A 25204-nucleotide genomic window follows, 5' to 3' on the forward strand; every position below is an offset into this window, starting at 1 on the left:
GGATAAAAGCATGATATGAATTGACCATAGAATGGCGGCATTACGATAAAGAAGGGCAACCTCTGACCGCTAAGCCGCCACCTGCTTGTCGGTCAGAGAGGCTGTAGCAGAACTGAATAATGAACTTGCCGACAAGGGGGGCACCATCGGTTTCACGGAAACGAAACTGCCCGAAGAGCAAATGGACCAATCGAATTTGATACTGTTCAACGGAAAGTCACTGGAAGAGGTTCTAGACAATTCCGCAGCAGATGAATCCACTGCTCGTAATGCTCCTGCCTGACCGGCTCGAAAACGAGTTTCCGAATAGTCGCCTACGAAGGCCAGAGTTACGAGGAGATTCTGGAGGCACTTATCCGCAAGGCCGCTTATAAGACAATCGGACTTGCCTAAGAGTAAATTTTTTTGTCGCATTGAGTGAGTAAATAATCAAATACTCATGGAGTTTGTATGCTGAAAGGTTTCGCAGATTACATTGTTTTCAGCCTCTTTGGGATGGTGCCCGGTTCCCGTTCAGGCGAAGCGCTCGATTTCTTTATCTATGATACCCTGAAGATATTCTTGCTGCTCACCACGATCATATACGTGGTTGCCATCATCCGGACGTCCTTTCCTCCGGAGCGGACCAAACAAATCCTTTCACATAAGCGGGAGTACGTGGGCAACGTCATGGCTGCCCTGCTCGGCATTGTCACTCCGTTTTGCTCCTGTTCAGCAGTGCCACTGTTCATTGGTTTCGTTGAGTCAGGCGTTCCTCTGGGTGTGACTTTCTCCTTTCTCATCTCATCGCCAATGGTCAACGAGGTTGCACTGATAATGCTCTGGGGTCTGTTTGGCTGGAAGATAGCCCTGATATATATCGGAACCGGCCTGCTGGTTGCTATTGTCGCAGGGATTGTGATCGGTAAGTTAAAGATGGAGAAATATGTTCAGGATTACGTCTGGGAGATGCAGGTCGGCAATAGTGAGATCAAGGTCATGTCTTGGCGTGAAAAGTTCGATTACGCAAAGGGGTACACCATTGAACTGTTGAAAAAAATCTGGCCGTATGTGGTTGTCGGAGTTGGCATCGGTGCCTTCATCCACGGCTATGTGCCGCAGGACTTCCTTGCCAAATGGGCTGGTCGTGATAATCCGTTTGCCGTGCCGGTAGCAGTTGCTCTTGGGGTGCCGCTCTACAGTAATGCTGCCGGTGTTATACCCATTGTGCAGGCGCTGACTGCCAAGGGTATGGCTATCGGCACCGTGCTGGCATTTATGATGGCGGTTACAGCGCTATCATTGCCTGAGGCTGTCATACTCAGCAATGTGCTGAAGAAACCTCTGCTGGCAACGTTCTTCGGTATCGTGGCTACGGCAATCATCATCGTCGGGTATCTGTTCAATGCAATTCTATAAAGGACACAAGCAGGCATGAAAGATCGAAACTATAGATTTGCAAGTATGCTGGCCCTGTTTACGATTTTCTATAATCTGGCAGAAGGGGGTGTTTCGATATCGCTTGGGGTTGCAGATGAAACCCTGGCACTGTTCGGCTTTGGCGTGGATTCCTTCATTGAAGTGATTTCTGCAATCGGTGTCTGGCATATGCTGCGTAGGATCCGGGCCAACGGTAATGAGAGCAGGGACGAATTCGAGCAGCGTGCACTGCGTATCACCGGCGCCGCCTTCTACGTTCTGACAATCGGTTTGATTCTGACGGCAGCGCTCAACCTCTATCAGCAGCACAAGCCTGAGACAACAATATGGGGAATCGTTGTCTCACTTGTCTCGGTCTCTTTCATGTGGGTTCTGATTCATCAGAAGACCAAAGTCGGTATGCTGTTGAACTCACCTGCCATACTGGCTGATGCAGCATGTTCACGAGCGTGTCTCTACCTGTCAGTTGTATTAATGATATCAAGTGTTGGCTATGAGTTGACTGGAATTGGCAGTCTGGACGCAATCGGAGCGGTATTAATTGCATGTCTGACTTTCAAAGAAGGGAAGGAATCATTTGCCAAGGCAAAAGGGATGAACTGTTCATGCAGTTGTGCATGCAGTTCGAAAAAGGAAATATCTGAGTGAGGGTCGAGTATAATGAGAATATAAGATGGTCTGCAGGTACAGCAACGTCAGAAAGCGCACTATCTATACATCCATACATGATGGTGCCGCAACATAGATGCAATAAGACGAACTACCGGTGCCTTCACGCTTGGGTGCTATAAAGAGTTGAGCCCCAGAGGGCGCTGCTGTTCAATGGAAATAAAACAACTGATAAAAACATTATCAATATCCACGGAGACCCGATGAGACATACGGTTACTATGATCGTTCTGTTATTACTTGCCGTACTTCTGCAATCACACGTTGCATCCGCGTCAGAGTCAGAATTTGAGGCGTTTCTCGGTCGTTTCGATTACGAACTGCGCGATGATATGAAAATCGATAGCAAGGGGCTGCTACCGCTCCTTCTAAACGGTAAGGCTGTGCTTGTTGACGTGCGGTTCAAGGAGGAGGTTGCCGCCTGGCGCACCGGTTTCGGGCAAAATATCCCGCTGAACGATTTGCCTAAAAGAATCAATGATCTACCAAAAGACAAGATCATAGTGGTTGCCTGCCCGCACAAGGATCGCTCAGCCATCGCAATGGCATATCTGCGAAGCAAAGGATATAACGCAAAATATCTCACTGATGGTCTGCTCGGACTTGCCGAACAGTTACGAGGCGAGCGGGCGAAGGACTTTATGGGTGCTCTCGAACGGCAAACCAAAGTCGACAAGTCAAATACAGGCAAAGGAGATGGACAATGAAAATCGAAGTACTCGGAACCGGCTGCGCCAAGTGCACTACGCTTTATGACAACGTGAAGTCCGCACTCAAAGAGGTTGGAAAAGAAGCAGAAGTGGTTAAGGTGCAGGACATCCCGTCCATCATGAAGTACGGCGTGATGAGCACTCCTGCGCTGGTGATTGACGGGAAAGTCGCGTTTTCCGGAAAGGCACCTGGTGTGGCGGAACTCAAAGGGTTTTTGTGATGCGATGGATACTGATGCCCCTGGCAGCAGTCCTGTTGAATATAAATGGCTCCCATCAAGGTTCTTGACAGATCATTACCTGCACTGCATTGAGCAGAACTGAATTTATAATCAGGAGGTTTCCATGTTGAAGATGATTGTATTTCACACCGGAAGTAGTGGTTGAACGAGTTGCGCTATGGCCACAGGTGTGGCCAATAGAATGAAGGCTCACTTCGGTGAGGCGATTGACCTGGAGATACATCTGATTGATTCAGCGGATGCTGCCAACTATGTACTGAGAGGAGCCACGACCGTTTTTCTCGACGGCACATGGGTTCCCTTGGATATCGCCACATCGGCTGGCAGAATGCAGGAATATATTGAACAGGCAATTATCGACTGGACACACTGATCGTATCTTGGACTTAAATGAATGACGACAAGGTCATAGAACATTTCAAAAATGCCGATACCTCTGTATTTGCAGAGTTAGTCCTTAAATATCAGGACAGGATTTATAACCTGTGCCGTTATATGCTGGAAAACCCTCAGGACGCCGAGGATGCCGCACAGGATACCTTCATAAAAGCATATCAGGGTCTCAAGAACTACTCCCCGACCGCATCATTTTACACATGGTTGTACCGTATCGCAGTCAACACCTGCATCGACCACAAAAGAAAATTCTCCCTTCAATCCCTATTTTTCTCTGACAACAAAGATAATCACATTGAACGTTTCCCCTCACAGGCTCCCACACCCGAATCAGCCTACGCCACCAAACAGTCAATGCATGCCTTACAAGCTGCCTTGAATAATCTCTCCGCAAAATTACGGGTAGTTGTCGTACTGAATGAACTGGAAGGGCTTTCCTACGAAGAGATCGCCGAAATCCTAGATGTCTCTATCGGTACTGTAAAATCAAGGATTTCCCGTGCGCGGGAAGATTTGCAAAAGAATATGAAAAAAGTACGGAACAAATAACAACATGGATCGTTAAATTGAATGAGGGTGTCATGAAATGCTCAAAAGCCGGTAAATATCTGTGGTCCTATATTGATAACGAGTTGGGTGCTCAAGACGTCGACCTGCTCGAATCGCATCTAAATCACTGCGAGCAATGCACAGGGCAACTGGAACAGATTCGTCACCTTCGAGGAATGTTCAATCAGGCCCAGCGATTTACCGCCCCATCAGCATTAAAGGCAAGGATCATGGAGAAGGTAAACGAGGCACCAGTGAAGGGGTTCTCGTTATTTCCAATATTCATCCGGTTTGCCGAAGTTGGCGTCTTCGTGCTGACCATATCAGCCGGGATCATGTCGGGCGGCATGCTGATCAGTTCTTTTGCTCTTCATCACAGGGGAGAAGCGATTATCTCATCTCTTTCTCTTGATACTTTCGAGGCTTTACCGCCTGACTCTTTAGGGCGGGCGTATCTTGCCATGACGGAGGAGAGACGATGAGGATCAGTTTCCTGAAAATTGCCCTAGCAGTTTCAATGATATTCAATCTCTCCGTTCTCGCAACGGCTGGTTATTTCTATTACACGAAGAACGCTTACTGGGTCTCCCCTTTCGGCGCTAAAATGCGCAAAGACAAATTCCTGTTTGAACAACTCTCGTTACAGCCGGGCCAGGTAAAGAAGATGCGCGAGAAAGCGCTGCCTTTTCGTGCCCAGATTGACCGTAAACGACAGGAGGTCGTAGCAAAAAGAAATCACCTCTTCAATCTCATGCGTGCTGATGTCACAGACGGTCAGGCTATCAAGGCAGCCTTGGCAGATATAAGCAAGAATCAGGCAGAGATCGAAGGAATGGTGATTGACCATATTCTTCAGGAAAAGGCGACACTCGATGCTAACCAGCAGCAGAAGTTTCTCGACTTGATTCAGAAGAACATGACACAGGAACGGATGGTTTGTCCCCCGGTGGGGCGGAATTAGCACAAAAGAGTTCTCTTCTGGGAATGGCCCGGTAAATCAATACGGTAAAACATATCGCGAGAGTGGGAACATATGAGAGCAACAATTATCGTCATAGCAATATCTGTCCTGATAGCCGTACGCGGCTACGCTGCGGAAACGCTCAGCCTTGATGAAGCCCTGACAACTGCGTTGAAAAAACATCCCCAGATTGTCGAAGCAAGGGAGAACGTGCACAGCGCCGAGGCGAAAGCCGGCCAGGCATTCGCCAATTACTACCCCCAGATCAGCATCGCCGGTGACTGGAACAAAGGGGACTCGTATTTTCCGGCCCAGGAAATGATCAAAGCAACAGAAGTGAACATCGGCGGCCTGTATCTGAAGCAGACCATCTATGATTTCGGTCGCACAGCCGGCGCCGTCGATGCGGCCCGCAGCAATCGCGAGGCCGCCGAAAAAGCCCTGATAGTAACCCGGCAGGACTTGGCGCTGCGTGTCAAGAACGCCTTCTATCTGGTTCTGGCAACCGAAAAGCAGGTCATAGCCGTCAGGGAAACCGTAAAGGCCCGGGAGGATGTGTGCCGGCAGGCACAGGAGTTTTTCAAGGAAGGAATCAGGGCAAAAGTGGATGTCGCACGTGCCGAGGCAAACCTGTATACCGCCAGGACCTCCCTTATCCGTGCTGAAAACAATCGGGAGATAGCCCGGGTCGAACTTGCCAATGCCATGGGGATAGCATCCCTTGGAGAACGTACCCTGGTTGAGCCTTCAGCCTCTTCGACTCCTTTGCCTGAGCGAACTCTGTCCCAACAGGATGCGCTGCGGTTACGGGCAGAACTGCAACAAATGGCAGCCCTTAAAATGTCCGCAACCGCAAACCTGAAAACTGCCAAGAGCACCTATCTCCCTGTCATATCGGGCACGGCCAGTGCCGGCTATGCTGATCGGGACTTCCCGCCTGACGGAAAGGTGTGGGGCGTAGGGTTGAATCTGACCATGCCGCTCTTTTCAGGGTTCTCGTCTGATGAGCAGGTGCGTGAAGCCAACGCAAACATCAATGCCCTTGAAGCCAGACAGAACAACCTCAAACTGCAGATCACCAGGGAAGTCGAATCCGCCTGGCTCGGCGTTAACGAGGCGTCCGCCCGCATACTCTCAACCGATAAGGAAGTTGTCGCAGCCAATGAAAGCAAAGCACTGGCTGAAGGGCGTTATCACGAAGGGGTCGGCAGCATCATCGAAGTGACCGATGCCCAGTCCCAGGCACTTGATGCGCAAACTGCCCGCATACAGGCCCAATATGACTATTACACCGCTCTCTGCCGACTTGACCGGGCAACCGGGAAATAGAGGCGTTGCCGCTACCAAGGAGTGATCAATGGAACTGCTGAAAACCCTGTCACGGAAGAAAAAGTATCTGATCTGGCCAGTAGTGCTCATCGCTCTCGGCATTGCGCTCAAGATGACCGTATTGGCCCCGCAGTCAGTAAAAATCGTCACGATTGAAAAACGTGACCTAACCGCCCAGGTCTATGGCAACGGTACAGTCGAGGCCAAGGTTGTGGTCGGCATTTCCAGCAAGATCACCGGTCGAATCGTTGAGTTGTACGCCGATCAAGGTGACATGGTGAAGCGGGGCCAACTTCTCGCCAAACTGGAAAACGAAGATTTCCGCCACCAGGAGCAGCAGTCCGAGGCCGGCCTTAACCGGTCAGCGGCCTCCTTAAGTGCGGAACAGGCCAATCTTCAAAAGGCCAGGACCAACCTGGTCCTGGCTGAAAAAAACGCTCAACGATTCAAGGCACTGGCCGAAAAAAACCTGGTCTCCAAACTGGAGGCTGAACAGTATGATACCGCCTGCCAGGTGGCTAGGGAAGAGGTCGCCCGCAGCACGGCTGCCGTAGAGGCTGTGAAGATGGAACAGCGCGCTAACAGCGCCGGAGTCGGTTTCGCTAAAAGTAAAGTGGCGGACACTCTTATCTATGCCCCCCAGGATGGCATCATCATCACCCGAGACCTGGAAAAGGGTGCAACTGTTTCTCCGGGGATGTCGGTCTTCACCCTGGCTGATCCTCGTACCATCTGGGTCAAGGCTAACGTTGACGAATCGCAGTTGAAAGGGGTTAACGTCGGCAAAAAGGCAATAATCACCCTTCGTTCCTCGCCCGGCGATCAACTCCCCGGGCAGGTTGCCAGGCTGGGTCGTCAGAGCGATCGGGTAACCGAAGAACTCGAAGTCGATGTAGCCTTCAATGAGCCGCTGAAAAACTTTCGCCTGGGTGAGCAGTCCGATGTCTACATCGTTACCGGGACGAAGAAAGATGCCCCGTCACTCCCCTCTGCTGCCATTGTCACGAAGGACAAAAAGCGTGGCGTGTGGCTGGTGAACGGTGGCAAACTCGCATTCAGGGAAGTAACTCCCGGTATCATGGATAAGCGCAACGTTACCGAAATCGTTACCGGTCTCGATGGTGGCGAACAGGTTGCAATGGCCCCTCCTCCTGAAATGGCAAAATTCCAGGCAGGCATGAAGGTAAGGGGAGGTAAATGAATCTCGCCATACGGGACATACGCTATCACCGGGGCAGGTTCATCCTGACGTCCATCGGCCTTGGGCTTCTCCTTGGCGTGGTTATGAGCATGGGTGGCATCTACCGGGGACTCTTTGCCGATGCACTGGCAATACTGGAATTCACCAAAGCCGACATCTGGGTGGTGCAGCAGAATACCAACGGCCCTTTTGCCGAGAACTCGCGCATTCCGGAAGATATAAAATATCGAATACGAGCGGTGCCCGGTGTGGCTGAAGCATCACCGCTCTCATTCCAGACCATCCAGATCGAGCGGAAGAACATGCCGTTCCGGTTTTTCCTGATCGGATATGACCTGAATGGTTTCGGCGGACCGCCAATGATTCTTGCCGGTAGGAACATCCGCCAGAAACATTACGAGATGGTGGCAGCCAAGGGGATGAAGATGGAGATCGGCGACAAGATTCATCTCGGACTCCATGACTATACGGTAGTCGGCATCACCGGCAAGGTGGTGTCATCAAGCGGCGACCCCGCAGCGTTTGTGAGCCTTGCCGATGCTCAGGACATCCAGTTCAAGAAAGATAACGACGCCATCAGGAACGACCGGGAACGGATCGGCGCGAATCTGGCCGGCGTTCAGTCTCTATCTCCCGTACAGGCGAAGTTTCTGCAACAGAACATATCTGGCATCACGGAATCGACCCATACGGTAAATACCGTCGTGGCACGGCTGTCGCCGGGCGCTGATCTCAAAGAGGTACAGGAGCGGATAAGCCGCTGGAACCATTTCAAGCCGATCTCAGTGGAAGAGCAGACAAAGATACTCACCAAGGGGATGATCGAGAAGGCGCGGATGCAGTTGGGGCTGTTCCGGATCATCCTGCTGGTGATTTCGGCAGTAATCATCTCGCTCATCATCTACACTTCGACCCTCGACAAGATTAAGGTAATCGCTACCCTGAAACTGATCGGCTCGCAGAACCGGGTAATCGTCGGCATGATCCTTCAGCAGTCACTCTTGATGGGAGTGATCGCTTACGGCATCGGTTACGTATTGATCCTTCTGACGTACGAAAAGTTCCCCCGGCGGATTGTCCTGGAGGCGTTAGACCTTCAGGCGCTGTTTGTCATTGTCATTGCGATCTGCATGATTGCCAGTTTTGTCGGAATCAGAAAAGCACTCAAGGTAGAGCCGGCGGAGGCACTTGGTGGATAAATCCATGTATGCAATAGAAGTTGAAAAACTGACGAAGATTTACGGCAAAGGCGAGACTGCTGTAACCGCCATTGCGGATGCCTCCTTCCAGGTAAAACCAGGGGAACTGGTAGCCATTCTCGGCCCGTCAGGATCAGGGAAGACTACCCTGCTTACCTCTATCGGCCTGATCAATGAGCCGACCCATGGCACGGTAGTCATTGACGGTGCAACAGTTGCCGATGAAGGGTGGATAACGGGTATCGACCTGAAACGGCTCCGCCGGGAAAAACTCGGCTTCATCTTTCAGCATCACAACCTGATCCCTTTTCTGACCGCCCTGGAAAACGTCATGGTTGCGCTGGAGATCAACAATCTCTCCGGACAGGAGGCAAAAAGCCGGGCAACTGAACTGCTTGAATCCCTCAATCTGGGGCATCGCCTGAACAACTATCCCACGGCTCTCTCCGGTGGCGAAGCGCAGCGGGTAGCCATTGCCCGGGCTTTGGCCAACAAGCCTAAGGTAATTCTGGCCGATGAACCGACTGCAGCGCTGGACACCGAGAACGGGAAAAACGTCATGTCTCTGTTGAAATCGCTCGCGGTTGAGAACCATTCGGCGATTCTGGTCGTAACGCATGACCATAGGATGGTGGAAGGATTCGATCGGATTTTTCAGGTAAGCGATGGTCGAATCACCGGCGAAGAAAACAGCGATTACAATAACTGATATTTAAGGACTACGATTGATGAACTGGGATGAACGTTACAGCGAGCCGGGTTTTTCATACGGCATTGCACCGAATGAGTTTCTGGTATCGGTAGTAGACCGAATTCCGAACGGAAGAATTCTTTCACTGGCAGAGGGTGAAGGGCGAAACGCCGTCTATTTGGCATCGCTTGGGTATCAGGTGACCGGAGTTGACGGATCGGAAGTCGGTCTGCGTAAAGCCGCGAAACTGGCTTTAGAGCGTGGTGTTACCATAACCACGATACATGCTGATTTGAGTACCTTTGAAATAGAACCGGAGGTGTGGGACGGAATCGTCGCCATCTATTGCCACCTGCCTTCAGCGATCCGCATTCCTTTACATCAGGCAGCTGTCAGGGGGCTGAAACCTGGCGGTGCCTTTGTATTGGAGGCGTTCAGCAAGGACCAACTCCCCTACGACACCGGAGGCCCCAAATCCCTCGACATGCTCATGTCGCTGGATGACCTGAAACAGGAACTTGCCGGTCTGGAGTTTGTGCATGCTGTTCAAATGGAACGGGAAGTGCTGGAGGGGCGGGGACATACTGGCCTGGCATCCGTAGTTCAGGTATTGGGAATCAAGCCATGACCTATGCCGACCTGAAAGAAGCGCGCCGAGTGATGGGCTTAGGTGAGCGGGCAACCTTGAAGGAGATCAAGGCCCGACACAAGGAATTGGTGAAACAACATCACCCGGATACCGGCAATACGAATGAGTCGGAGATGATCAGACAGGTGAATGCCGCCTACCGGGTTATACTCGACTATGTTACTGAATACCGCTTCTTCTTTGCCGAGAATGAGTTTTACGAACAGAATCCGGAAGAGCGAATCTGGCAGCAATTCGCTGATGATCCGCTGTGGGGGAAAAAATAACGGATGGCTGGGTAGGGTTCGCTCGAATCTGAGCCTGACGACCTCAACAAAAGCCCTTGCTAAGGACCAACTCCGGCAAGGGCTTTTCGTGCGCCTTCTTATGCATGGCCAGGTCAGGGTAGTTGTGCTGTGCCATGACACGCTCTTCATCGGAAAAATGTGATGCAGTGTACTGAATGAGCCCATCCAGAATTGATTTCAAGGCGGCATGGCCCTTGCCGGTTTCCATGGGATCATTTAGTTGGTTCACCATATCGACCAGTCGCTTGTGCTGGTCGTCGAACTAGCGGATATTGACGCTGTATTTGGCGTTCCATTGTAAAAATTAGACATTTTCATTCGACAGACGATCCAGCATATCGATAAGGTACTCAGATTGTAAGATCATTTCGTCGCAATATTCATGGGCTTTGCGGGTATCTCCGTTGTTAAACGCAAGCACAGCCTGCTTGCCAAGATCGTGGACCTTAGCGTGCGGACCTTCAATCTCACGGAACAACTGTTGATGTCCGCAGAGTTCCTTGCCGGTTCCTTGGCACCACTTGCCGAACGCACAGGTGAGGTGGGTAGGCAGGTTGTTTGGATCGAGACGTGTCGCACCTGACAGATGTGCGCGAATCTTGCCAGTGAAGATCATATGTGCGCTCTTGGCCTTCTTGAGGCTCAAAGCAACATTTTCTTCGATTGTAAACTTGTTGAGGTCTGCCATTAACGATTCTGCCAGCGTATTGAGACGACTCGCCTCTACCGAAGATTCATGAGCGCTTTGAGAACTCTGGCGGACGACATCTGTAATGCGCTGCATATTACCGCTGATCTCGCTGGTTGTAGCCGTTTGTTCTTCCGCTGCAGTGGCAATCTGACTCACCTGCATGGAGAGATTGCTGATCTGGGCAAGGATTGAATCGATCGCCTCACCCGAGCGGGCGGCCTCCTGAGTGCCTTGCTCAACCTGGACAACTCCTTCTTCCATAGACGAAACAGCGGTCTTGGTTTCCTGCTGGATCGACTTAATCATTGTGTCAATCTCTTTGGTCGCTTTGGTGGTGCGCTCTGCAAGAGCACGAACTTCGTCGGCTACTACTGCAAAGCCGCGTCCCTGTTCGCCGGCCCTGGCTGCCTCTATTGCTGCGTTCAGTGCCAGCAGATTTGTCTGATCCGCTATATCCTGAATAGTACCTATAATCGCGCCAATCTGCTCCGACTTCTCCCCCAAAGATCCGACTGTCTTTGCCGACTCGCTGACCCGCTGTGCGATTCGCTCCATAACGGCTATGCTGTTCTTGATGATTGTTGATCCATGATTGGCTTGTTCAGAGGCCTGTGACGCACTTTCAGCGGCAAGTTGGCAATTCTTTGCGATATCACCGGAAGTTGCTGCCATCTCTTCACCTGCTGTGGCCACAGTCGTGGTTTCGCTTGCAACCTGTTCAGAACCTGCAGCAAGAGTTTCCGAAGACATGTGTACTTTCGACGCTGCTGCGGTGACCTCAGAGGCTATTGCGGTAAGATTGTTGATGCTGCTGGTGAATGTCGATGCGATCTGGTCAAATGATTTTGCAATCTGGCTCATCTCATCAGTACCGCTCATGTTGCATCGAGCGGTCAGGTCACCTTGCTCGATATGCGCTGCTGTTTCCATAAGGCTTCTGGTAGATTTTGTAATTGAGCGAATGATGAGGAATCCGATAATTACTGCCAAGATGACTCCGATGATGATGCTTGCTACCGACCAGCCTATCATCTTCTGGTAGGATGCGTTACTGCTCTGATAGAGGTCCTTTGCCTGCTTCAACTGGAACTCAAGCAACAATTGCGCATCACCGGCTGCTTTTTTTGCCTGGGCGGTGCCCCCTTTGAAAATGAGTTCGTTGACGACCCCAAAATTATTGCTCTTGATATTGTCCAGGGCAGGAGAGACAGTCTTATCAATAAATTCATTCTTGGTAGTGTTAAACGCATCAGCAAGTTTCTTTTCTTCTGGCGAGTCAATGGTCTTTTCGTACTCGGTCCAGAGTTTCGTTATCTCACCAAGAGCCTTTTCGACACTCTCGGTGTGGTTCGTTACGGGATGATCGTGAAGTTTGCTGACTTGGTTGGCTGGGTCGTGGATTGCGGCAAAAGCAAGTTCACGAACTATGGCGTTTATGCTTGCCCGAACAGTTGTTATCTGGACCACCGGCACCAGATTATTGTTGTACATCTCCTCCATCCCAGAATTGGCTCTTTTGGTGCTACCGAGGCCGATAAGGCCAATGATCACCATGCCGACGGAAAGAAGTGAAACGATCAAAATCAGTTTTGCTCTGACTGTCGATAACGTCAGCATATATGGCCTCCTCAATTAATATGATTATTGCTATTCTATCATTTCAGTGCAGAGTACAAGGTCAATACGGAAAATATTCTGCTTTATTGAACGTGCATTATGTACAAAGCCGCCCCATTTAGGACGGCTTTGTACGTTTAGACAGCATGGTGTTAATCAGATCAGTACTTGATGCTCTTTATGCTTTTGTCTACCACCTTGATGACCTGCTCAGGAACATGCAACTTTTGTCTTGCTTGTAAACAATACTGCATTATTAGCTGCTCTAGTATGGTTATGTTTGTTAATCACACCTCAACATTTCCTGTGCAATAAATATTGCAGTTAAATAGTACTGAATACTACGGGATTAAATAGTAATTATTCGATATTGTTATGCTTTTATGTCGGATTAGTTTGGCGTGAAACCTGCTGTAGTTACTTGTAGCAGAATTAAGGCGTCTCTAAGAAATACATAATCAGATTTAGGGAGGATGACATGAAACGCATTGCGGGATTTATTGGTCTTATGGCGATAGCAGGTCTCAGCGGGTGTGCAACAGAAGGGTTTGTCCACTCTCAGGTTGATCCGCTTGCCGAGCGTTTGGGCACGCTCGAGAAAAAGGTCAATGCTCTTGAGGCAAAGCCAGCGGGTCTTTCGGATGCTGAGCGCATGGCCATCAGCCAAGCTGACGCCAAGGCGCAGAAAGCTCTCGATGCTGTTGGCAAACTTACAGCAGACGCTGATCGGGCTGAAGCTGCTGCCAAAAGGGCTGAAGCTGCTGCAATGGAAGCCAAGAAAGAAGAGAAGAAGTCGGAAAAGCTTTTCAACCTTGAGCAAAAGAAGTGATTATCCGGACTCGATCAAGGGGGCGATGCATAGCCCCCTTGACTAATGGGAAAGACATTGAGTTCATTGACCATTCGGATGCAATCGATTTTGATCTCGACATTTTTATGTGTACTGTTGGTTCAAGGTGCAACAGCTGCCGAATACACGCTTCGCGACAATATTATTGGCAATTCACACCAGCATGTTGTGAGGGGGGACGATTCTCTTATCGAATTGGCTCGAAGATTTAACGTAGGCTACAACGAGATTGTTGCTGCGAACCCCGGTGTCGATCCTATTTTGCCCGAACCGGGAACACAGGTGAATATTCCCAGTCGATGGATCATCCCTGACGTGACAGTGCGGGAGGGAATTGTGATTAATCTTGATGAAATGCGCCTGTACTATTTTCCAAAGCGTCTGAAGGATCGAGTGATAACCTATCCCATCGGTATCGGAGACGAAGGATGGGAGACTCCCATTGGCACGTATCGGATCATCGAAAAGATAGTTGCGCCAGCTTGGCATGTACCGGCATCCATTAAAATGCAGAAGCCTGAACTGCCTGATGTGGTCCCGCCGGGCAATGACAACCCGCTCGGCACTCACGCCCTAAGGCTTTCCATTGGCACAATACTGATTCATGGCACGGACCGTCCCTTCGGCATCGGCAGGCAGGTCAGCCATGGTTGCATTCATCTATATCCAGAGGATATACCAAAACTATTCAAGAAGGTGAGGGTGGGAACTAAAGTCACGATAATTCGCCAACCCGTGAAGATTGGATTTGCAAACGGCAGGGTTCTGCTGGAAGTCCATGGCGATGAGGTTCGAGACCTCATGGTTGAGGCAGAAAAGATAATTAATCAAAAAGGGGTTAGTGGGTTAGTTGATCAGCAAAAACTGGCCAAGGCTCTAAGAGATAAGACGGGTATACCGACAGACATTACGGAAGATTTGGTTGCCAAAGACGTGGGAAAGGTTGGAAAGCGCCTTCAATAAACAATGTTCAATCTAAGCGGTGTTTCAAGGGCGAATTTCAATCGGGGTGCCATCTGCGACCAGTTGCCAAATTTCATCAATTTCGGTGTTGTTGACGGCAATGCACCCCTTGGTCCAGTTTCTCTGGGTATGGAGATCACCCAGATCTTCAAACCCCTTGGGAAGCCCGTGAATCATGATATCGCCACCTGGAGATCGGCCGCTTTTTTTTGCCGATGCCAGATCGTGTCGGTTGGGGTAGGAGATGTGTAATGACTTGTAAAACCGGCTGTCTTTGTTGTGGCTGTCGATTGTATAGGCACCTTCCGGGGTGCGGCAGTCGCCGGCCTTTTGTTTATGGCCAAGCGAGCTACGTCCAAGTGCAACCTTGTAGGAACGTACTACTTCATTTCCGGTGATTAACTGCATTATTTTTTGACTCTTATAGACTATTACTCTTTCCACGGGAGGTAGAGCAGCGTTTGCTCGATAAAGCAACACTTCAAGCATTACTAGAATCAAAACAACCAAGGACGCAATTTGTTGATGTATTTTGGATTTTGTCAGCATGTTAAGCAATGTAACAAATTTAATAGGGAGATAACCACAATAATAATTTCATCAATTGGGAGGGGTCTATGAAGATGAGAATTCTGCAACAGTTTCTGAATACAAGTCTGATTTCCGTTTTTTTAATTCTCTCTCTTGTTGCACAAGGCGGTTGCGAGAGCAGAGGAAAGACGGAAATTATCGGGTTCCCACAATCATTTGCTGATCTCGCAGACAAGGTAAAACCAGCGGTCGTGAACATCAGGACGACATCGACCGTAAAAGTTCCTGGCAACCCATTCAAGCATTTCTTCGGACCTGACCAGGGAGATCAGAACGATCCTTTTGGCGATTTCTTCAAACGTTACTTTGATGATGTCCCTGACAAGGCGATGAAGCAGCAGAGTCTGGGCTCCGGATTTATCATCAACAAAGACGGGTTCATAATCACCAACAATCATGTGGTTGACAATGCTGATGAGATCAAGGTGAAACTTTCTGATGGCAGAGAGTACAAGGCAAAAGTAATAGGCCGCGACAGCAAGACCGACCTGGCATTGATAAAAATCTCCTCCACTTTTGAAAATCTGCCAGTCCTGGCCCTTGGCGATTCGGACAAGATGCGAGTTGGCGACTGGGTAATGGCGGTTGGGAACCCTTTTGGTCTGGAACAAACCGTTACCCAGGGGATCATAAGCGCTACCGGCAGAGTAATCGGTTCCGGCCCATATGACAACTTCCTCCAGACCGATGCGCCGATCAATCCTGGCAACAGCGGCGGTCCGTTGGTCAACCTCAAGGGTGAGGTTATTGGGATAAATACCGCCATTGTCCCGGGTGGCCAGGGAATCGGTTTTGCAATCCCAAGCGCATTGGCCAAATCAGTGACCGGCCAGCTAAAGGACAAGGGGAAAGTAGTTCGTGGCTGGATCGGTGTAACTATACAGACCGTTACCCCGGAACTTGCACAGTCATTCGGCATGAAGGAAACGAAAGGCGCCTTGGTTGGAGACGTTGCCAGTGGCGGCCCGGCGGAAAAGGGAGGAATAAAAACCGGCGATATAATTGTTTCATTTGACGGGAAAAACGTGAAGACTTCCAACGACCTTCCACTGCTCGTTTCCGAAACGCCAGTGGGGAAAACAACCCCCGTAACCGTTATACGTGAAAACAAAGAAGTCAAACTCTCCATTAAAGTAGAAGAGTTGACTGAAGAAAAAATCGCTGCACAGTCGAGTGCTCCGGTACAGAGCTTCGGCATGAAAGTAGACAACATTACTCCACAGTGGCGACAGCAATTCGGGACCACTGAAAAAACTGGAGTTTTGGTAGTTGGAGTAGAACAAGGAAGTCTGGCTGATGAAGCGGGAATTAAACGGGGCGATGTCATCAAGGAAGTCAACCGGAAAGCCGTCAAAAACCTGGCTGATTTCAATGCTGTCGTGGCTAAAAGAAGCGAAGGACAACCAACACTATTTCTCTTGAAAAGAGGGAAACAGACATTCTTTGTGACGCTGGAAAGTCAATGAATCGGCCATGGATAAAGGAGTTGGCACACCAAGTAGCTAGGGAGGAGCAATCATGAAAATAACAATCCAATCGAACATGTTAATGCTGTCACTGATTCTTGTCATATTTTCAGTCTCTTCAGCTTTCGCTCAGACAACGGACGACATCAAAACCGTGCCGTACAAGAGCATAGGGCCGCGGGTTGAATCTACCATAGAAAATACTGTAATCGTCACGTTGCGTCGCATCTCCCAGGCTCGTTCCGATATTCATCGCAAGGAATTCGCAAAAGCCAGACACGAATTGAATGAGGCTGTATGGCTCATTGAAAGCATCAGAGACAATCTCTCTACATCTGTGGCGAAGAACCTTATCCGGGTTGCGCGTAACCATTTGGAATATGAGAATCCGCAGCAGGTCCTGAAGGACTTCCCGTCGATATATGATTCCCTAAATAAAGCATCCATCTATCTTCCAACCGATAAGGCAAAGAAGCACCTAGACCGGGCAAAGGAATATCTGACAAAAAACAAAAAGCTGGATGCAGACAGAGAACTGGATTTGGCAAACAAAGCACTGATTGTTATTGAAGTGGAGCAGCCTCTGCTCAAGTCGCAACAATTCGTGACCAAGGCTCAACAATATCTAGCTGCAAAAAAAACAGAGAAAGCCGATGAAGCATTGAAAATTGCGGAACGGTATACCATGGATCTCTTCTCCAGAGAGAATTCCGCACTTTATCAGGCAAAACAGAACATCTGGCTAGCTTTCAGCAATTATTCCACTGCTCGCCATGCCGAAGCGAAAATGTATCTTGAAAAAGCCAGGAGTAATCTGAGCAAGGTGGCAGCAGAGGGTAACGCAAAGGCGAGAGAAGAGGCAGAAAAACTCTTAACGGAAGTATCAGAGCTTGAGAAGAAACTGACAGATGAAGGCAAGGTTGCGGAATCGGCTTTCAAGGCTGCGTGGGAAAAGGGCAAAGCTCTTGCCGAACGCTCAGCGGCATACGTCTCAGCCGGTCTGTCTGAAGCTGAAACTACCCTCGGAAGTGAAAGCAACCTGATTGAAGCCCGGTTGCATACGGCGTATGCCGAAACCTATCAAGTAACGACCCAAGAACCGGACAAGTCTGCAAGAGAACTGGATACTGCTTACTCCTATGTGCAAAAAGCTGCCGAAAGTTCTCTGGCCGGCCCTTCCGACCGTAAAAAGATTCACGACATCGGTAAACTCCTTCTGAATCTCAAGGCAAGTCAGGGGAAGGACGATTCTGCCACTCAAGAGCGCTTTAACACGGTCAATGAAAAGTTGAACGAGTTAATCCAAAAAATGTAGGTGACACCATGAACCTACTATTGGACGTAAGAGCCGGCAAAATAATCTATTTTCTGACACTACTCCTGTCGCTTTGGGGGTGTGCCACCAATCCGGTCAGTTCCAATCCAATCTTGCCTATTGTACACGAAGCTTTGTTCGAGTACCCGTATTTCAACGACCAGGTGACTGGAGTTGCCATCTCCCATACTGGGAGAGTCTTCGTAAACTTCCCCCGCTGGGACAAAGATCCTCTCTATTCAGTTGCAGAACTTCTGCCTGACGGCTCCCTTCACCCCTATCCGGACAACGATTGGAACCGCTGGGGGATGGACGAAGCCAGTCATCCCGAATCCCATTTCGTCTGCGTCCAGAGCGTTGTCGTTGATAATGACGATTTCCTCTGGGTGCTCGATCCTGCCTCCCCAGGGTTCAAGGGGGTGGTGTCGGGCGGTGCGAAACTGGTCAGGATTAATCTTGCCACTGACACCATCGAGCGAGTTATCCCTTTTAATGACGTAGCAGCTCCTCGAAACAGCTACCTCAATGATGTGCGGGTTGATCCGGATGGTGGAATTGCCTATATCAGCGATTCCGGCGCGGGTGCTATCGTCGTGGTCGATCTGACGAACGGCACGAGCATAAGACGATTGGCAAGCCATCCATCCACCAAGGCTGAACCGGGTTATGTGCCGGTGATCGGAGGAAAGGAGCTACGCGACGACAACGGCAATGTACCAAAGATACATGCTGATGGCATAGCAATTGATGCAACAGGTGAATACCTCTATTACCACGCACTGACCGCATCAACACTATATCGTATCAAAACTTCTGCATTGAAGGATACCCATCTGACTGAAGAACAACTTTCGGGGCGCGTGGAACGAGTGGCAGTAACCGGAGCCATTGACGGCATGTTGATTGATACTGACAATAACCTCTATTTAACAGCTCTTGAGGAAAATGCCATAAAATGCTACCGACCTGACGGCAAAATCGACACCATAATAAAGGATAGCCTGATTCAATGGCCGGACAGTATGGACATATCCACTGACGGCAATCTCTACTTTACTGCATCGCAGATACATCGGATGCCTCGTTTCAATTATGGCAAAGATGAACGGATTCTACCCTACAAACTCTTCAAATTTCTGTTGATGTCTTTTTAACACAACATGCAAGGAGGAAATCAAAGTGAAAAAATCAATAATCTCAAGTTCAACGCTACTAATCTTTTGTTTCTCAGCAACGTCCGGATTCTGTGACAATGTGAAAGGAGAAAAACTAGACGGCAAGAAAGAGTTCGAGAAGCATTGCGCAGTATGCCATCCCAATGGCGGAAACATCATTAATGCCCAGAAGCCATTGGCCAGGGAATCTCTGAAAGCCAATGGGGTGAAGAATGCAAAAGACATTATTGGCAAGATGCGCAAGCCTGGCCCGGGAATGACCAAGTTTGATGTCAAAACCATTTCCAACAAAGAAGCAAAGGCAATAGCCGAATATATTCTTAAGACATTCAATTAGAAGTCATCACAAGGAGGCATTATCATGAATAAACAGATCGGGACATTAAGTTTGATTATGATGGTTATGGCGAGTAGCAGTGCTCTTGCTGTTGGCTCAGGCAAGACGCTGGAATTCAAGGAAAGCTCGATGGGAACAGTGGTTTTTGATGGGACAGCTCACAAGAATGCCGGATTAACCTGTTCCGACTGTCATAACCCTGAAATTTTCCCAAAGATGAAGAAGGGGTCAGTCAAGATAACCATGAATGAGCTGTATGCCGGCAAGTATTGCGGGAGATGTCATGATGGCAAGAAAGCCTTCATGATCAAGGACAACTGTACTCGCTGTCACCATAAGCCTGATAGCAAATAAGAGATGAATAACTGATCCAAGCATGATCGCAAGAGACTTAGCCCAACAACTTATGAAGATCCTCTGTAGAGTTCACAGAATTGACTGATTGAATACAGCGGGGAATAATTTGCCGGCAAGTAACACCCTAAACAGTTGGGTACACCTATATGAACTGCATATATCGTTATCTGCTTGCAATGTGTGTGTCGATACTGGTTTTATCCAATATCCAATTGGCAACCGCCGCTGAAGTAACCAGAATCACACTGGAGAACGGGCTTCGGGTAGTAATCGTACAGAATGCTCTCGCCCCGGTAGTCACGATTCAACTCAATTATCTGGTTGGTTCTAATGATGCGCCGGACGGTTTTCCCGGAACAGCCCATGCGCTTGAACATATGATGTTCAGAGGTAGCCCTGGAATGACTGCCGACCAGCTTGCTGCCATCAATGCTGCAATGGGGGGCGAATGTAATGCCGAGACCCAGCAGACCGTGACTCAATATTTCTGCACCGTACCGACCAATGCATTCGAAACAGCTCTTAAAGTCGAGTCTCTCAGAATGAAAGCACTACTTGCTACCGATGAGTTGTGGCGGGAAGAGAGAGGAGCGATTGAGCAGGAGGTTGCGCGTGATCTGTCAAGTCCAATGTATCTTCTATTCACGCAATTGCTTGAGAAGTTGTTCAAAGGAACACCCTACGAACATGATGCCTTGGGGACCCGTCCCTCGTTCGAGAAGACGAAAGCCGCAATGCTGCGGCGATTCCATCGTGACTGGTATGTGCCAAACAACGCCGTCCTGATAATTGTCGGCGATATCGATCCTCAGAGGGCCATCGTTGCGGCTCGAAGAGACTTTGAAAACATACCTGCCCGAAAGCTTCCAGAACGAAACGAAGTCAGGTTAAGAGCATTGTCTCCTTCATCTATCCGCATGAACTCAAACTTGCCCGATCAAATCGCCGTCGTCGCCTATCGTTTCCCGGGCTCCGACAGTCCTGATTATGCCGCAGGTCAATTGCTTGCGGATCTCCTTGCAAGTCAGCGGGCAGAACTATACTCGTTGGTAACTCAAGGCAAATCGCTTAGTGCCGATTTTGCATTAGCACCACTTCCGAAAGCATCTGCAGGGTATGTTGTTGTGACAGCGCCCCATGATGGTAATGGGGAAGAGCTGCTTGGTCTAATCAAAAATATCATTTCAGGGTATGTTCGCGATGGGGTGCCAGAAGAGTTGGTTGAGTCAGCCCGAATGCACGAAATTGCCTCTACCGAATTCCAGAAAAACTCCATAGAAGGTCTCGCGTCAGCATGGTCACAGGCTGTTGCAATCGAAGGACGTAACGCTCCTGGAGATGATATTGAAGCTATCAGAAAGGTTACCGTAGCCGATGTTAACCGAGTCGCACGCCAATATTTGCAAAACGATAGTGCAATTACCGCGCTTCTCGTCCCTGCAGTCAACGGGAAAGCTGTTACTGTCCAAGGAGGGAGGAGCAAAGAAGCCTTCAGTAAACGAAACGTGAAACATATCAAGTTACCCAGGTGGGCAAGAGATCTTTCCGGTTTGCCCGATGTTGAGGCAATAAAACGTGAGAACCCCGCAGATTTCATCCTGGACAACGGCCTGAGAGTCATAGTCCGTACAATCAGGTCGAGTCAAAGTATTGGTCTTTATGGAATGGTGCGAACAAGGCCGGAGATTCAGGTGCCAGAAGGTAAGGAAGGCGTAGACTCTGTCATGAACGAGCTTTTTTCATATGGGACCACGTCATTGAGTCGAATCGACCTATTAAAGGGATATGACGACATTGCGGCAGATGCTTCGGCCGGGACCAGTTTCTCGCTTCAGGCTTTGTCATCTCATTTTGACCGGGGAGTCGAGCTGCTTGCTGATAACCTTCTGCGCCCCTTGTTTCCAATCGATGCATTTAACATTGTACGTCAGGAATTGTCCGGTGAGTTGACTGGCTTGCTAAAAAGCCCTGCGTGGGTTGCCGGACAGTCGATGAAGAAACTCCTGTATCCCAAAAACGACCCCGTCTTGCGGCATGCCACTTCATCATCGGTTGCTGCGCTCACTTTGAATGATGTGACGTCTTATTATCGTACGGTTTTTCGTCCTGATATGACAACGATTGTTATAGTAGGTGACATAGGAGCGGACGAGGCAAGGAAAACTATCTCTAGGTATTTCGGAATGTGGAAAGCCACCGGCCCAAAACCTTTGATTGATCTACCGTCAGTACCGGACAGCAGGAGTGGATCAATTTTGGTGCCGGACCCCTCCAGAGTACAGGCTGAGGTGGAGTTGTCGGAGACCCTGCGATTGAAACGCAAGGACCAGGATTTCTACCCATTTCAGGTGGGCATGCATGTATTGTCGGGAGGATTTTACGCAACCCGCCTTTACCGGGAGTTGCGCGAGAAAACCGGGCTAGTTTATAACGTCGACTCTTCTCTTGAAGCCAGTAAAACCAGATCAGTATTAAGTATCATATTCGGTTCAGATGCACCCAAAATTCATAGGGCTCGTTCCTTAATAAAAAGAGAATTATCCTTGATGCAAAAACAGCTGGTCACTGACGCGGAACTACATCAGGCAAAGCAACTCATGCTCAATCAGTTGGCTCTTTCTGGTAGCAGCACACAAGGGATTGCCGGTGAATTGTTGCACCTCGTTCGAAATGGACTGCCTCTTGATGAGCCATATAGTGCTGCCAGGCGTTATCAAAAAGTTACCTCTCAGGAAATTCGTAAGGCATTCAGGCGTTGGGTGCGACCCGATAGTTTTTCAGAGGTGATTCGTGGACCGTCACAGCCAACACGCTAAGATATAGATGATTATCGCTACAACAGCAACCCGCTAACGGGTTAATCAGTGAGTCGTTCTTCATGTTGTTGCTTAACGTTCTTTATAGATCGTGGTCATGCTGTCGAAGATATTTCGATGCATGGAGTCCATTGTCTGCTGGCTGTGGAAGTAATGAAGCGATGGTTCTTCCGCAGTTTTGCCGCAGAGTGAAGCGGGATGGAGGTTGCTTATTTCATGAGGAATAAAGGGACTTTATTATCTCAGGATTTGGGGATCAGATTAGAAAGGTAAGAACTTTATTGTCAATGTAAGGACTTAATTGTCTCCGGACAACTTCTTGGTAAATGAAATTCTCACCTGTTGCAAGTCTGTACAGTTATTATTGCCGGGCATTTTAGTAACAGGGGAGAGTGAAGATGAAAAAGAGAGAGCTTGTTCTTGTGGAAACCCTCAAGAAAGTGAAAGACTTGAGAGAGAAAGGTTACGAGGGATATGCAGAAAAGGTCAGAGATTCATTGACTGTGAAACGGAACATGATCGAATTCAGTTCTTGGGACAAATCGCTTGAGAGGGCGTTCAATCTAATTTGGGATTGCATCGATAACGACGCACCGATTGACTACCTTGAAACTTATTTGATTGACTGCATGTACGTGGAAGAGGCTGATCTGATCGACGCTGACAAGTCTGGCATAATGGAGACGGATCCGGATTATTTCTTTACAACGCGTGGTTATGTGTATGCATACGGCGAAGTGCTTGCAATTCTACAGAGTGTCCGGGAAAAATGGACACTTAAATCTTGGGATCTGATAACGACTTTAGAAACCATCGGGCAATCCGAATTGCCTCTTTAGTCGATGGGGATCTTACATCAATCTAAACGATAAAATGTTTCATGAAAAGCACAGATTGAATATCAAATTCATTAACAATCTGTGCTTTTTTTGTACCTTATTTTCTGGAAAACATGGTAAATATGTATAACATGTCTCAATGATTCAGGTCAGGTAACTCGACGTAATTATTGCAAGTTACTGAAAATGCTCAACTAATCGGGAGGGCTCCCCAAGCCCTCATAACCCGAAGGTCACAGGTTCAAATCCTGTCCCCGCAACCAAATAATTTAAGGGACTTAAGCTTAATAGCTTAAGTCCCTTTTCTTTTACCAGTCGTGAAATTTGCAACACTGCCCTACAGAAATACTCTGTTATTGAGGTGCAAGAGCAGCACACATAAAGAGAAATAACGGCAGGAATAGCATAAAAAAATATGTCAGGCTTGAGTGCTGAAAATTTACTTTGATGCCCCTTGTAAATTAATTTTTGTGAATCCGGGGTTTTTACATTGTTGGATTATGGTGTATAGTAAAAGTGTATTTGGTGAGACGGATCTTATTTCCATAAAATGGCAAGCATGAGTTCAGCGCACGATAAAAGAACTTGTTGTGTTGCTGTTGGGTGTAAGTAAGGAAATGGCTGGCTTAAGAGAGAAAAAACCCTTCCTCTAAACTTCCCAAGTACTGGCTGTAAATGTTAAAACTTCAGTTTCGGAGTTAAGTTAAAGCATCCTGCCTGCTAAGACCAATAAAGAATAGCCTTACAATTCAATAAAAGAGGGATCGCCGGATGAATTCTAAAAACTTAGTTTCTGATTACAAGCAACTCGACAGTATCAGCGCTACCTGCAATGAAATAAAGCAAGTGCTTATCGAACACCTTGATAAAACCACCAATGAGCAATATAAGTCAGATATTGAAAAAGACTTAGTGACGCTTGAAAACTTGAAATTAATAATGGTAGCTGTGAAAGAAGATATTGAATCGGATAAAGTTGGTGCCTGTACGGAATTGGTATTGAGGATAGCTGCTAATGATTTCAAGAATAAATTAAATATTATACCTGAGAAAAAAACTCTTATAAAAATGATGGTACAACATCTTAACGAACTGCATCGTAATATTTTGCACTTTACAATAAGACGTGCTCAATGAATCAAGAATCCAGAACATCATAAATCTGTTATTATTGGCAACTCAGGACGATGCACAGCTCGATTCCAAGTCACATAATAATTAAGCTGTTTGAATTTCATCCAGGCATGTGCAGAGCCAATACATTTATTGGACACACATGTTAAAAAAGTCCTTATAAATCAATGATAATAACTTGGCACTGTTTTAGCTTATAAAAAGACAACAGGAAGATAGTTGATACAACAATCTTCCTCCTTTCTCGCCCCTGTGCTCCCCTCCTGCACAGGGGCATTTTTTGTCACTGGTTAACTCAATGCTGAGCATGAAATCAAGGCTTAGCCCAGTGCTATTTCAGAGAATGCAAGCCAATCATGTTGCCCTCGGTGTCATAGGCCAACGCAATAAAACCATACTCACCGATAGACCATTTTTCGCGATGGATCTTCCCCCCTGCAGCAATTATCCGAGCCTGCTCAACGGCACAGTCGTCACAGCTGAAGTAAATTATGGTGCTGTTGCCACCTGAAGATACCCCCTCCATTTTAACTAATGCCCCACCAGCTCCCCACCTGCCCATTTCCATGGGGAAGGCCCACAACTCCAGGTCCGGACTGTTCAAACGCTCCAACTTGAGCTGAAAGACCGACTCATAAAACTCCTTAGCTCGCTTCATGTCTTGCACGTATATCTCGAACCAACATCCAATATTGGGTTTTTCCATGACATTTCTCCTTTCAACACCACATTCAGCTTCTAAGGATATTCT

28 protein-coding genes and 1 pseudogene are annotated in these 25204 nt (G+C 48.4%); 25 read left to right on the forward strand and 4 right to left on the reverse strand.

Features of this window, described 5'->3' with window-relative positions; genetic code table 11:
* The first annotated feature begins 85 nt into the window (after positions 1 to 85).
* The 15 genes from KI809_RS19330 to KI809_RS19400 all read left to right on the forward strand — a co-directional run bounded on the left by KI809_RS19330 (position 86) and on the right by KI809_RS19400 (position 10281).
* The gene (locus tag KI809_RS19330) at positions 86 to 283 is read left to right on the forward strand and encodes a DUF2703 domain-containing protein (protein WP_214173245.1); all 198 of its coding nucleotides are present in this window, start codon (positions 86 to 88) and stop codon (positions 281 to 283) included.
* 167 nt (positions 284 to 450) lie between these two features.
* Complete coding sequence (locus KI809_RS19335) at positions 451 to 1398, forward strand: permease (protein WP_214173246.1); 948 nt, start codon at positions 451 to 453, stop codon at positions 1396 to 1398.
* Between the two features lie 15 nt (positions 1399 to 1413).
* A complete protein-coding gene (locus KI809_RS19340; RefSeq protein WP_214173247.1) occupies positions 1414 to 2067 on the forward strand; it encodes a cation efflux transmembrane domain-containing protein in 654 nt (217 codons plus the stop codon).
* A 224-nt stretch (positions 2068 to 2291) separates the two neighbouring features.
* Entirely contained in the window at positions 2292 to 2795 is a 504-nt protein-coding gene (locus KI809_RS19345; RefSeq protein WP_214173248.1) for a rhodanese-like domain-containing protein, read from the forward strand.
* Entirely contained in the window at positions 2792 to 3019 is a 228-nt protein-coding gene (locus tag KI809_RS19350; protein ID WP_214173249.1) for a thioredoxin family protein, read from the forward strand. Before KI809_RS19345 ends, KI809_RS19350 begins: the two co-directional genes overlap by 4 nt.
* Before the next feature lie 124 nt (positions 3020 to 3143).
* The gene (gene tsoX, locus KI809_RS19355; protein WP_353743155.1) at positions 3144 to 3413 is read left to right on the forward strand and encodes an HSGNPxU motif (seleno)protein TsoX; all 270 of its coding nucleotides are present in this window, start codon (positions 3144 to 3146) and stop codon (positions 3411 to 3413) included.
* A 17-nt stretch (positions 3414 to 3430) separates the two neighbouring features.
* Positions 3431 to 3985 carry an RNA polymerase sigma factor gene (locus tag KI809_RS19360; protein WP_214173251.1) on the forward strand — a complete coding sequence of 185 codons (555 nt, stop codon included), beginning with the start codon at positions 3431 to 3433 and terminating at the stop codon, positions 3983 to 3985.
* 32 nt (positions 3986 to 4017) lie between these two features.
* Complete coding sequence (locus tag KI809_RS19365; RefSeq protein ID WP_214173252.1) at positions 4018 to 4467, forward strand: anti-sigma factor family protein; 450 nt, start codon at positions 4018 to 4020, stop codon at positions 4465 to 4467.
* On the forward strand, positions 4464 to 4946 hold the full coding sequence (locus KI809_RS19370; protein WP_214173253.1) for a Spy/CpxP family protein refolding chaperone: 483 nt from the start codon (positions 4464 to 4466) through the stop codon (positions 4944 to 4946). Before KI809_RS19365 ends, KI809_RS19370 begins: the two co-directional genes overlap by 4 nt.
* 72 nt (positions 4947 to 5018) lie before the next feature.
* Positions 5019 to 6275: a TolC family protein gene (locus tag KI809_RS19375; RefSeq protein WP_214173254.1), complete on the forward strand. Its 1257-nt coding sequence runs from the start codon at positions 5019 to 5021 to the stop codon at positions 6273 to 6275.
* Positions 6276 to 6303: 28 nt separating this feature from the next.
* Positions 6304 to 7476 (forward strand): efflux RND transporter periplasmic adaptor subunit, encoded by a 1173-nt coding sequence (locus KI809_RS19380; protein ID WP_214173255.1) that lies wholly within the window; start codon positions 6304 to 6306, stop codon positions 7474 to 7476.
* The gene (locus KI809_RS19385) at positions 7473 to 8675 is read left to right on the forward strand and encodes an ABC transporter permease (RefSeq protein WP_214173256.1); all 1203 of its coding nucleotides are present in this window, start codon (positions 7473 to 7475) and stop codon (positions 8673 to 8675) included. Before KI809_RS19380 ends, KI809_RS19385 begins: the two co-directional genes overlap by 4 nt.
* 4 nt (positions 8676 to 8679) lie before the next feature.
* Positions 8680 to 9384 carry an ABC transporter ATP-binding protein gene (locus tag KI809_RS19390; protein WP_214173285.1) on the forward strand — a complete coding sequence of 235 codons (705 nt, stop codon included), beginning with the start codon at positions 8680 to 8682 and terminating at the stop codon, positions 9382 to 9384.
* 19 nt (positions 9385 to 9403) lie between these two features.
* Positions 9404 to 9994 (forward strand): class I SAM-dependent methyltransferase, encoded by a 591-nt coding sequence (locus KI809_RS19395; protein WP_214173257.1) that lies wholly within the window; start codon positions 9404 to 9406, stop codon positions 9992 to 9994.
* Positions 9991 to 10281: a J domain-containing protein gene (locus tag KI809_RS19400; protein WP_214172901.1), complete on the forward strand. Its 291-nt coding sequence runs from the start codon at positions 9991 to 9993 to the stop codon at positions 10279 to 10281. The genes KI809_RS19395 and KI809_RS19400 overlap by 4 nt, the downstream gene beginning before the upstream one ends.
* 43 nt (positions 10282 to 10324) lie before the next feature.
* Here KI809_RS19400 and KI809_RS19405 read toward each other — a convergent pair.
* Both KI809_RS19405 and KI809_RS20815 read right to left on the reverse strand, forming a co-directional pair.
* Positions 10325 to 10552, reverse strand: a pseudogene (locus KI809_RS19405) (hemerythrin domain-containing protein); the annotation flags it as partial.
* A 54-nt stretch (positions 10553 to 10606) separates the two neighbouring features.
* Positions 10607 to 12610 (reverse strand): methyl-accepting chemotaxis protein, encoded by a 2004-nt coding sequence (locus tag KI809_RS20815; RefSeq protein WP_214173259.1) that lies wholly within the window; start codon positions 12608 to 12610, stop codon positions 10607 to 10609.
* A gap of 478 nt (positions 12611 to 13088) precedes the next feature.
* Between KI809_RS20815 and KI809_RS19415 the strand changes: the two genes are divergently transcribed.
* Positions 13089 to 13439, forward strand: a complete 351-nt coding sequence (locus KI809_RS19415; RefSeq protein WP_214173260.1) for a hypothetical protein — start codon at positions 13089 to 13091, stop codon at positions 13437 to 13439.
* A gap of 57 nt (positions 13440 to 13496) precedes the next feature.
* Positions 13497 to 14423: a L,D-transpeptidase family protein gene (locus KI809_RS19420; protein WP_214173261.1), complete on the forward strand. Its 927-nt coding sequence runs from the start codon at positions 13497 to 13499 to the stop codon at positions 14421 to 14423.
* Between the two features lie 24 nt (positions 14424 to 14447).
* Here KI809_RS19420 and KI809_RS19425 read toward each other — a convergent pair whose 3' ends face one another.
* Complete coding sequence (locus tag KI809_RS19425) at positions 14448 to 14972, reverse strand: L,D-transpeptidase family protein (protein ID WP_214173262.1); 525 nt, start codon at positions 14970 to 14972, stop codon at positions 14448 to 14450.
* 68 nt (positions 14973 to 15040) lie between these two features.
* On the opposite strand from KI809_RS19425, the gene KI809_RS19430 reads away from it, so the two are divergent.
* From KI809_RS19430 to KI809_RS19465, 8 genes are all read left to right on the forward strand, one after another.
* A complete protein-coding gene (locus tag KI809_RS19430; protein WP_214173263.1) occupies positions 15041 to 16480 on the forward strand; it encodes a DegQ family serine endoprotease in 1440 nt (479 codons plus the stop codon).
* A 52-nt stretch (positions 16481 to 16532) separates the two neighbouring features.
* Positions 16533 to 17795 (forward strand): YfdX family protein, encoded by a 1263-nt coding sequence (locus tag KI809_RS19435; protein ID WP_214173264.1) that lies wholly within the window; start codon positions 16533 to 16535, stop codon positions 17793 to 17795.
* Between the two features lie 8 nt (positions 17796 to 17803).
* Positions 17804 to 18949, forward strand: a complete 1146-nt coding sequence (locus tag KI809_RS19440; protein WP_214173265.1) for an L-dopachrome tautomerase-related protein — start codon at positions 17804 to 17806, stop codon at positions 18947 to 18949.
* A gap of 25 nt (positions 18950 to 18974) precedes the next feature.
* Positions 18975 to 19307, forward strand: coding sequence for a c-type cytochrome (locus KI809_RS20630; protein WP_214173266.1), 333 nt, complete (start codon positions 18975 to 18977; stop codon positions 19305 to 19307).
* Positions 19308 to 19331: 24 nt separating this feature from the next.
* Positions 19332 to 19661 (forward strand): cytochrome c3 family protein, encoded by a 330-nt coding sequence (locus KI809_RS19450; protein ID WP_214173267.1) that lies wholly within the window; start codon positions 19332 to 19334, stop codon positions 19659 to 19661.
* A gap of 149 nt (positions 19662 to 19810) precedes the next feature.
* Positions 19811 to 22480 carry a M16 family metallopeptidase gene (locus KI809_RS19455; RefSeq protein ID WP_214173268.1) on the forward strand — a complete coding sequence of 890 codons (2670 nt, stop codon included), beginning with the start codon at positions 19811 to 19813 and terminating at the stop codon, positions 22478 to 22480.
* A gap of 398 nt (positions 22481 to 22878) precedes the next feature.
* Positions 22879 to 23319 (forward strand): hypothetical protein, encoded by a 441-nt coding sequence (locus tag KI809_RS19460; protein WP_214173269.1) that lies wholly within the window; start codon positions 22879 to 22881, stop codon positions 23317 to 23319.
* Positions 23320 to 24090: 771 nt separating this feature from the next.
* Positions 24091 to 24456, forward strand: a complete 366-nt coding sequence (locus KI809_RS19465; RefSeq protein ID WP_214173270.1) for a hypothetical protein — start codon at positions 24091 to 24093, stop codon at positions 24454 to 24456.
* A 328-nt stretch (positions 24457 to 24784) separates the two neighbouring features.
* Here KI809_RS19465 and KI809_RS19470 read toward each other — a convergent pair whose 3' ends face one another.
* Positions 24785 to 25159: a VOC family protein gene (locus tag KI809_RS19470; RefSeq protein ID WP_214173271.1), complete on the reverse strand. Its 375-nt coding sequence runs from the start codon at positions 25157 to 25159 to the stop codon at positions 24785 to 24787.
* Positions 25160 to 25204: the final 45 nt, after the last annotated feature.

Origin of the sequence: Geoanaerobacter pelophilus (assembly GCF_018476885.1) — a bacterium.
Lineage (GTDB): Bacteria > Desulfobacterota > Desulfuromonadia > Geobacterales > DSM-12255 > Geoanaerobacter > Geoanaerobacter pelophilus.

What these genes read in the sequence shown, in the direction of transcription:
- KI809_RS19335 (WP_214173246.1), top strand. Translation starts at nt 451, where the DNA reads ATGCTGAAAGGTTTCGCAGATTACATTGTTTTCAGCCTCTTTGGGATG.
- KI809_RS19380 (WP_214173255.1), top strand. Translation starts at nt 6,304, where the DNA reads ATGGAACTGCTGAAAACCCTGTCACGGAAGAAAAAGTATCTGATCTGG.
- KI809_RS19345 (WP_214173248.1), top strand. Translation starts at nt 2,292, where the DNA reads ATGAGACATACGGTTACTATGATCGTTCTGTTATTACTTGCCGTACTT.
- KI809_RS19465 (WP_214173270.1), top strand. Translation starts at nt 24,091, where the DNA reads ATGAATTCTAAAAACTTAGTTTCTGATTACAAGCAACTCGACAGTATC.
- KI809_RS19470 (WP_214173271.1), bottom strand. Translation starts at nt 25,159, where the DNA reads ATGGAAAAACCCAATATTGGATGTTGGTTCGAGATATACGTGCAAGAC.
- KI809_RS19385 (WP_214173256.1), top strand. Translation starts at nt 7,473, where the DNA reads ATGAATCTCGCCATACGGGACATACGCTATCACCGGGGCAGGTTCATC.
- KI809_RS19450 (WP_214173267.1), top strand. Translation starts at nt 19,332, where the DNA reads ATGAATAAACAGATCGGGACATTAAGTTTGATTATGATGGTTATGGCG.
- KI809_RS19370 (WP_214173253.1), top strand. Translation starts at nt 4,464, where the DNA reads ATGAGGATCAGTTTCCTGAAAATTGCCCTAGCAGTTTCAATGATATTC.
- KI809_RS19390 (WP_214173285.1), top strand. Translation starts at nt 8,680, where the DNA reads ATGTATGCAATAGAAGTTGAAAAACTGACGAAGATTTACGGCAAAGGC.
- KI809_RS19340 (WP_214173247.1), top strand. Translation starts at nt 1,414, where the DNA reads ATGAAAGATCGAAACTATAGATTTGCAAGTATGCTGGCCCTGTTTACG.
- KI809_RS19365 (WP_214173252.1), top strand. Translation starts at nt 4,018, where the DNA reads ATGAAATGCTCAAAAGCCGGTAAATATCTGTGGTCCTATATTGATAAC.
- KI809_RS19430 (WP_214173263.1), top strand. Translation starts at nt 15,041, where the DNA reads ATGAAGATGAGAATTCTGCAACAGTTTCTGAATACAAGTCTGATTTCC.
- KI809_RS19400 (WP_214172901.1), top strand. Translation starts at nt 9,991, where the DNA reads ATGACCTATGCCGACCTGAAAGAAGCGCGCCGAGTGATGGGCTTAGGT.
- KI809_RS19425 (WP_214173262.1), bottom strand. Translation starts at nt 14,972, where the DNA reads ATGCTGACAAAATCCAAAATACATCAACAAATTGCGTCCTTGGTTGTT.
- KI809_RS19395 (WP_214173257.1), top strand. Translation starts at nt 9,404, where the DNA reads ATGAACTGGGATGAACGTTACAGCGAGCCGGGTTTTTCATACGGCATT.
- KI809_RS19460 (WP_214173269.1), top strand. Translation starts at nt 22,879, where the DNA reads ATGAAAAAGAGAGAGCTTGTTCTTGTGGAAACCCTCAAGAAAGTGAAA.
- KI809_RS19350 (WP_214173249.1), top strand. Translation starts at nt 2,792, where the DNA reads ATGAAAATCGAAGTACTCGGAACCGGCTGCGCCAAGTGCACTACGCTT.
- KI809_RS20815 (WP_214173259.1), bottom strand. Translation starts at nt 12,610, where the DNA reads ATGCTGACGTTATCGACAGTCAGAGCAAAACTGATTTTGATCGTTTCA.
- KI809_RS19375 (WP_214173254.1), top strand. Translation starts at nt 5,019, where the DNA reads ATGAGAGCAACAATTATCGTCATAGCAATATCTGTCCTGATAGCCGTA.
- KI809_RS19415 (WP_214173260.1), top strand. Translation starts at nt 13,089, where the DNA reads ATGAAACGCATTGCGGGATTTATTGGTCTTATGGCGATAGCAGGTCTC.
- KI809_RS19435 (WP_214173264.1), top strand. Translation starts at nt 16,533, where the DNA reads ATGAAAATAACAATCCAATCGAACATGTTAATGCTGTCACTGATTCTT.
- KI809_RS19440 (WP_214173265.1), top strand. Translation starts at nt 17,804, where the DNA reads ATGAACCTACTATTGGACGTAAGAGCCGGCAAAATAATCTATTTTCTG.
- KI809_RS19360 (WP_214173251.1), top strand. Translation starts at nt 3,431, where the DNA reads ATGAATGACGACAAGGTCATAGAACATTTCAAAAATGCCGATACCTCT.
- KI809_RS19455 (WP_214173268.1), top strand. Translation starts at nt 19,811, where the DNA reads ATGAACTGCATATATCGTTATCTGCTTGCAATGTGTGTGTCGATACTG.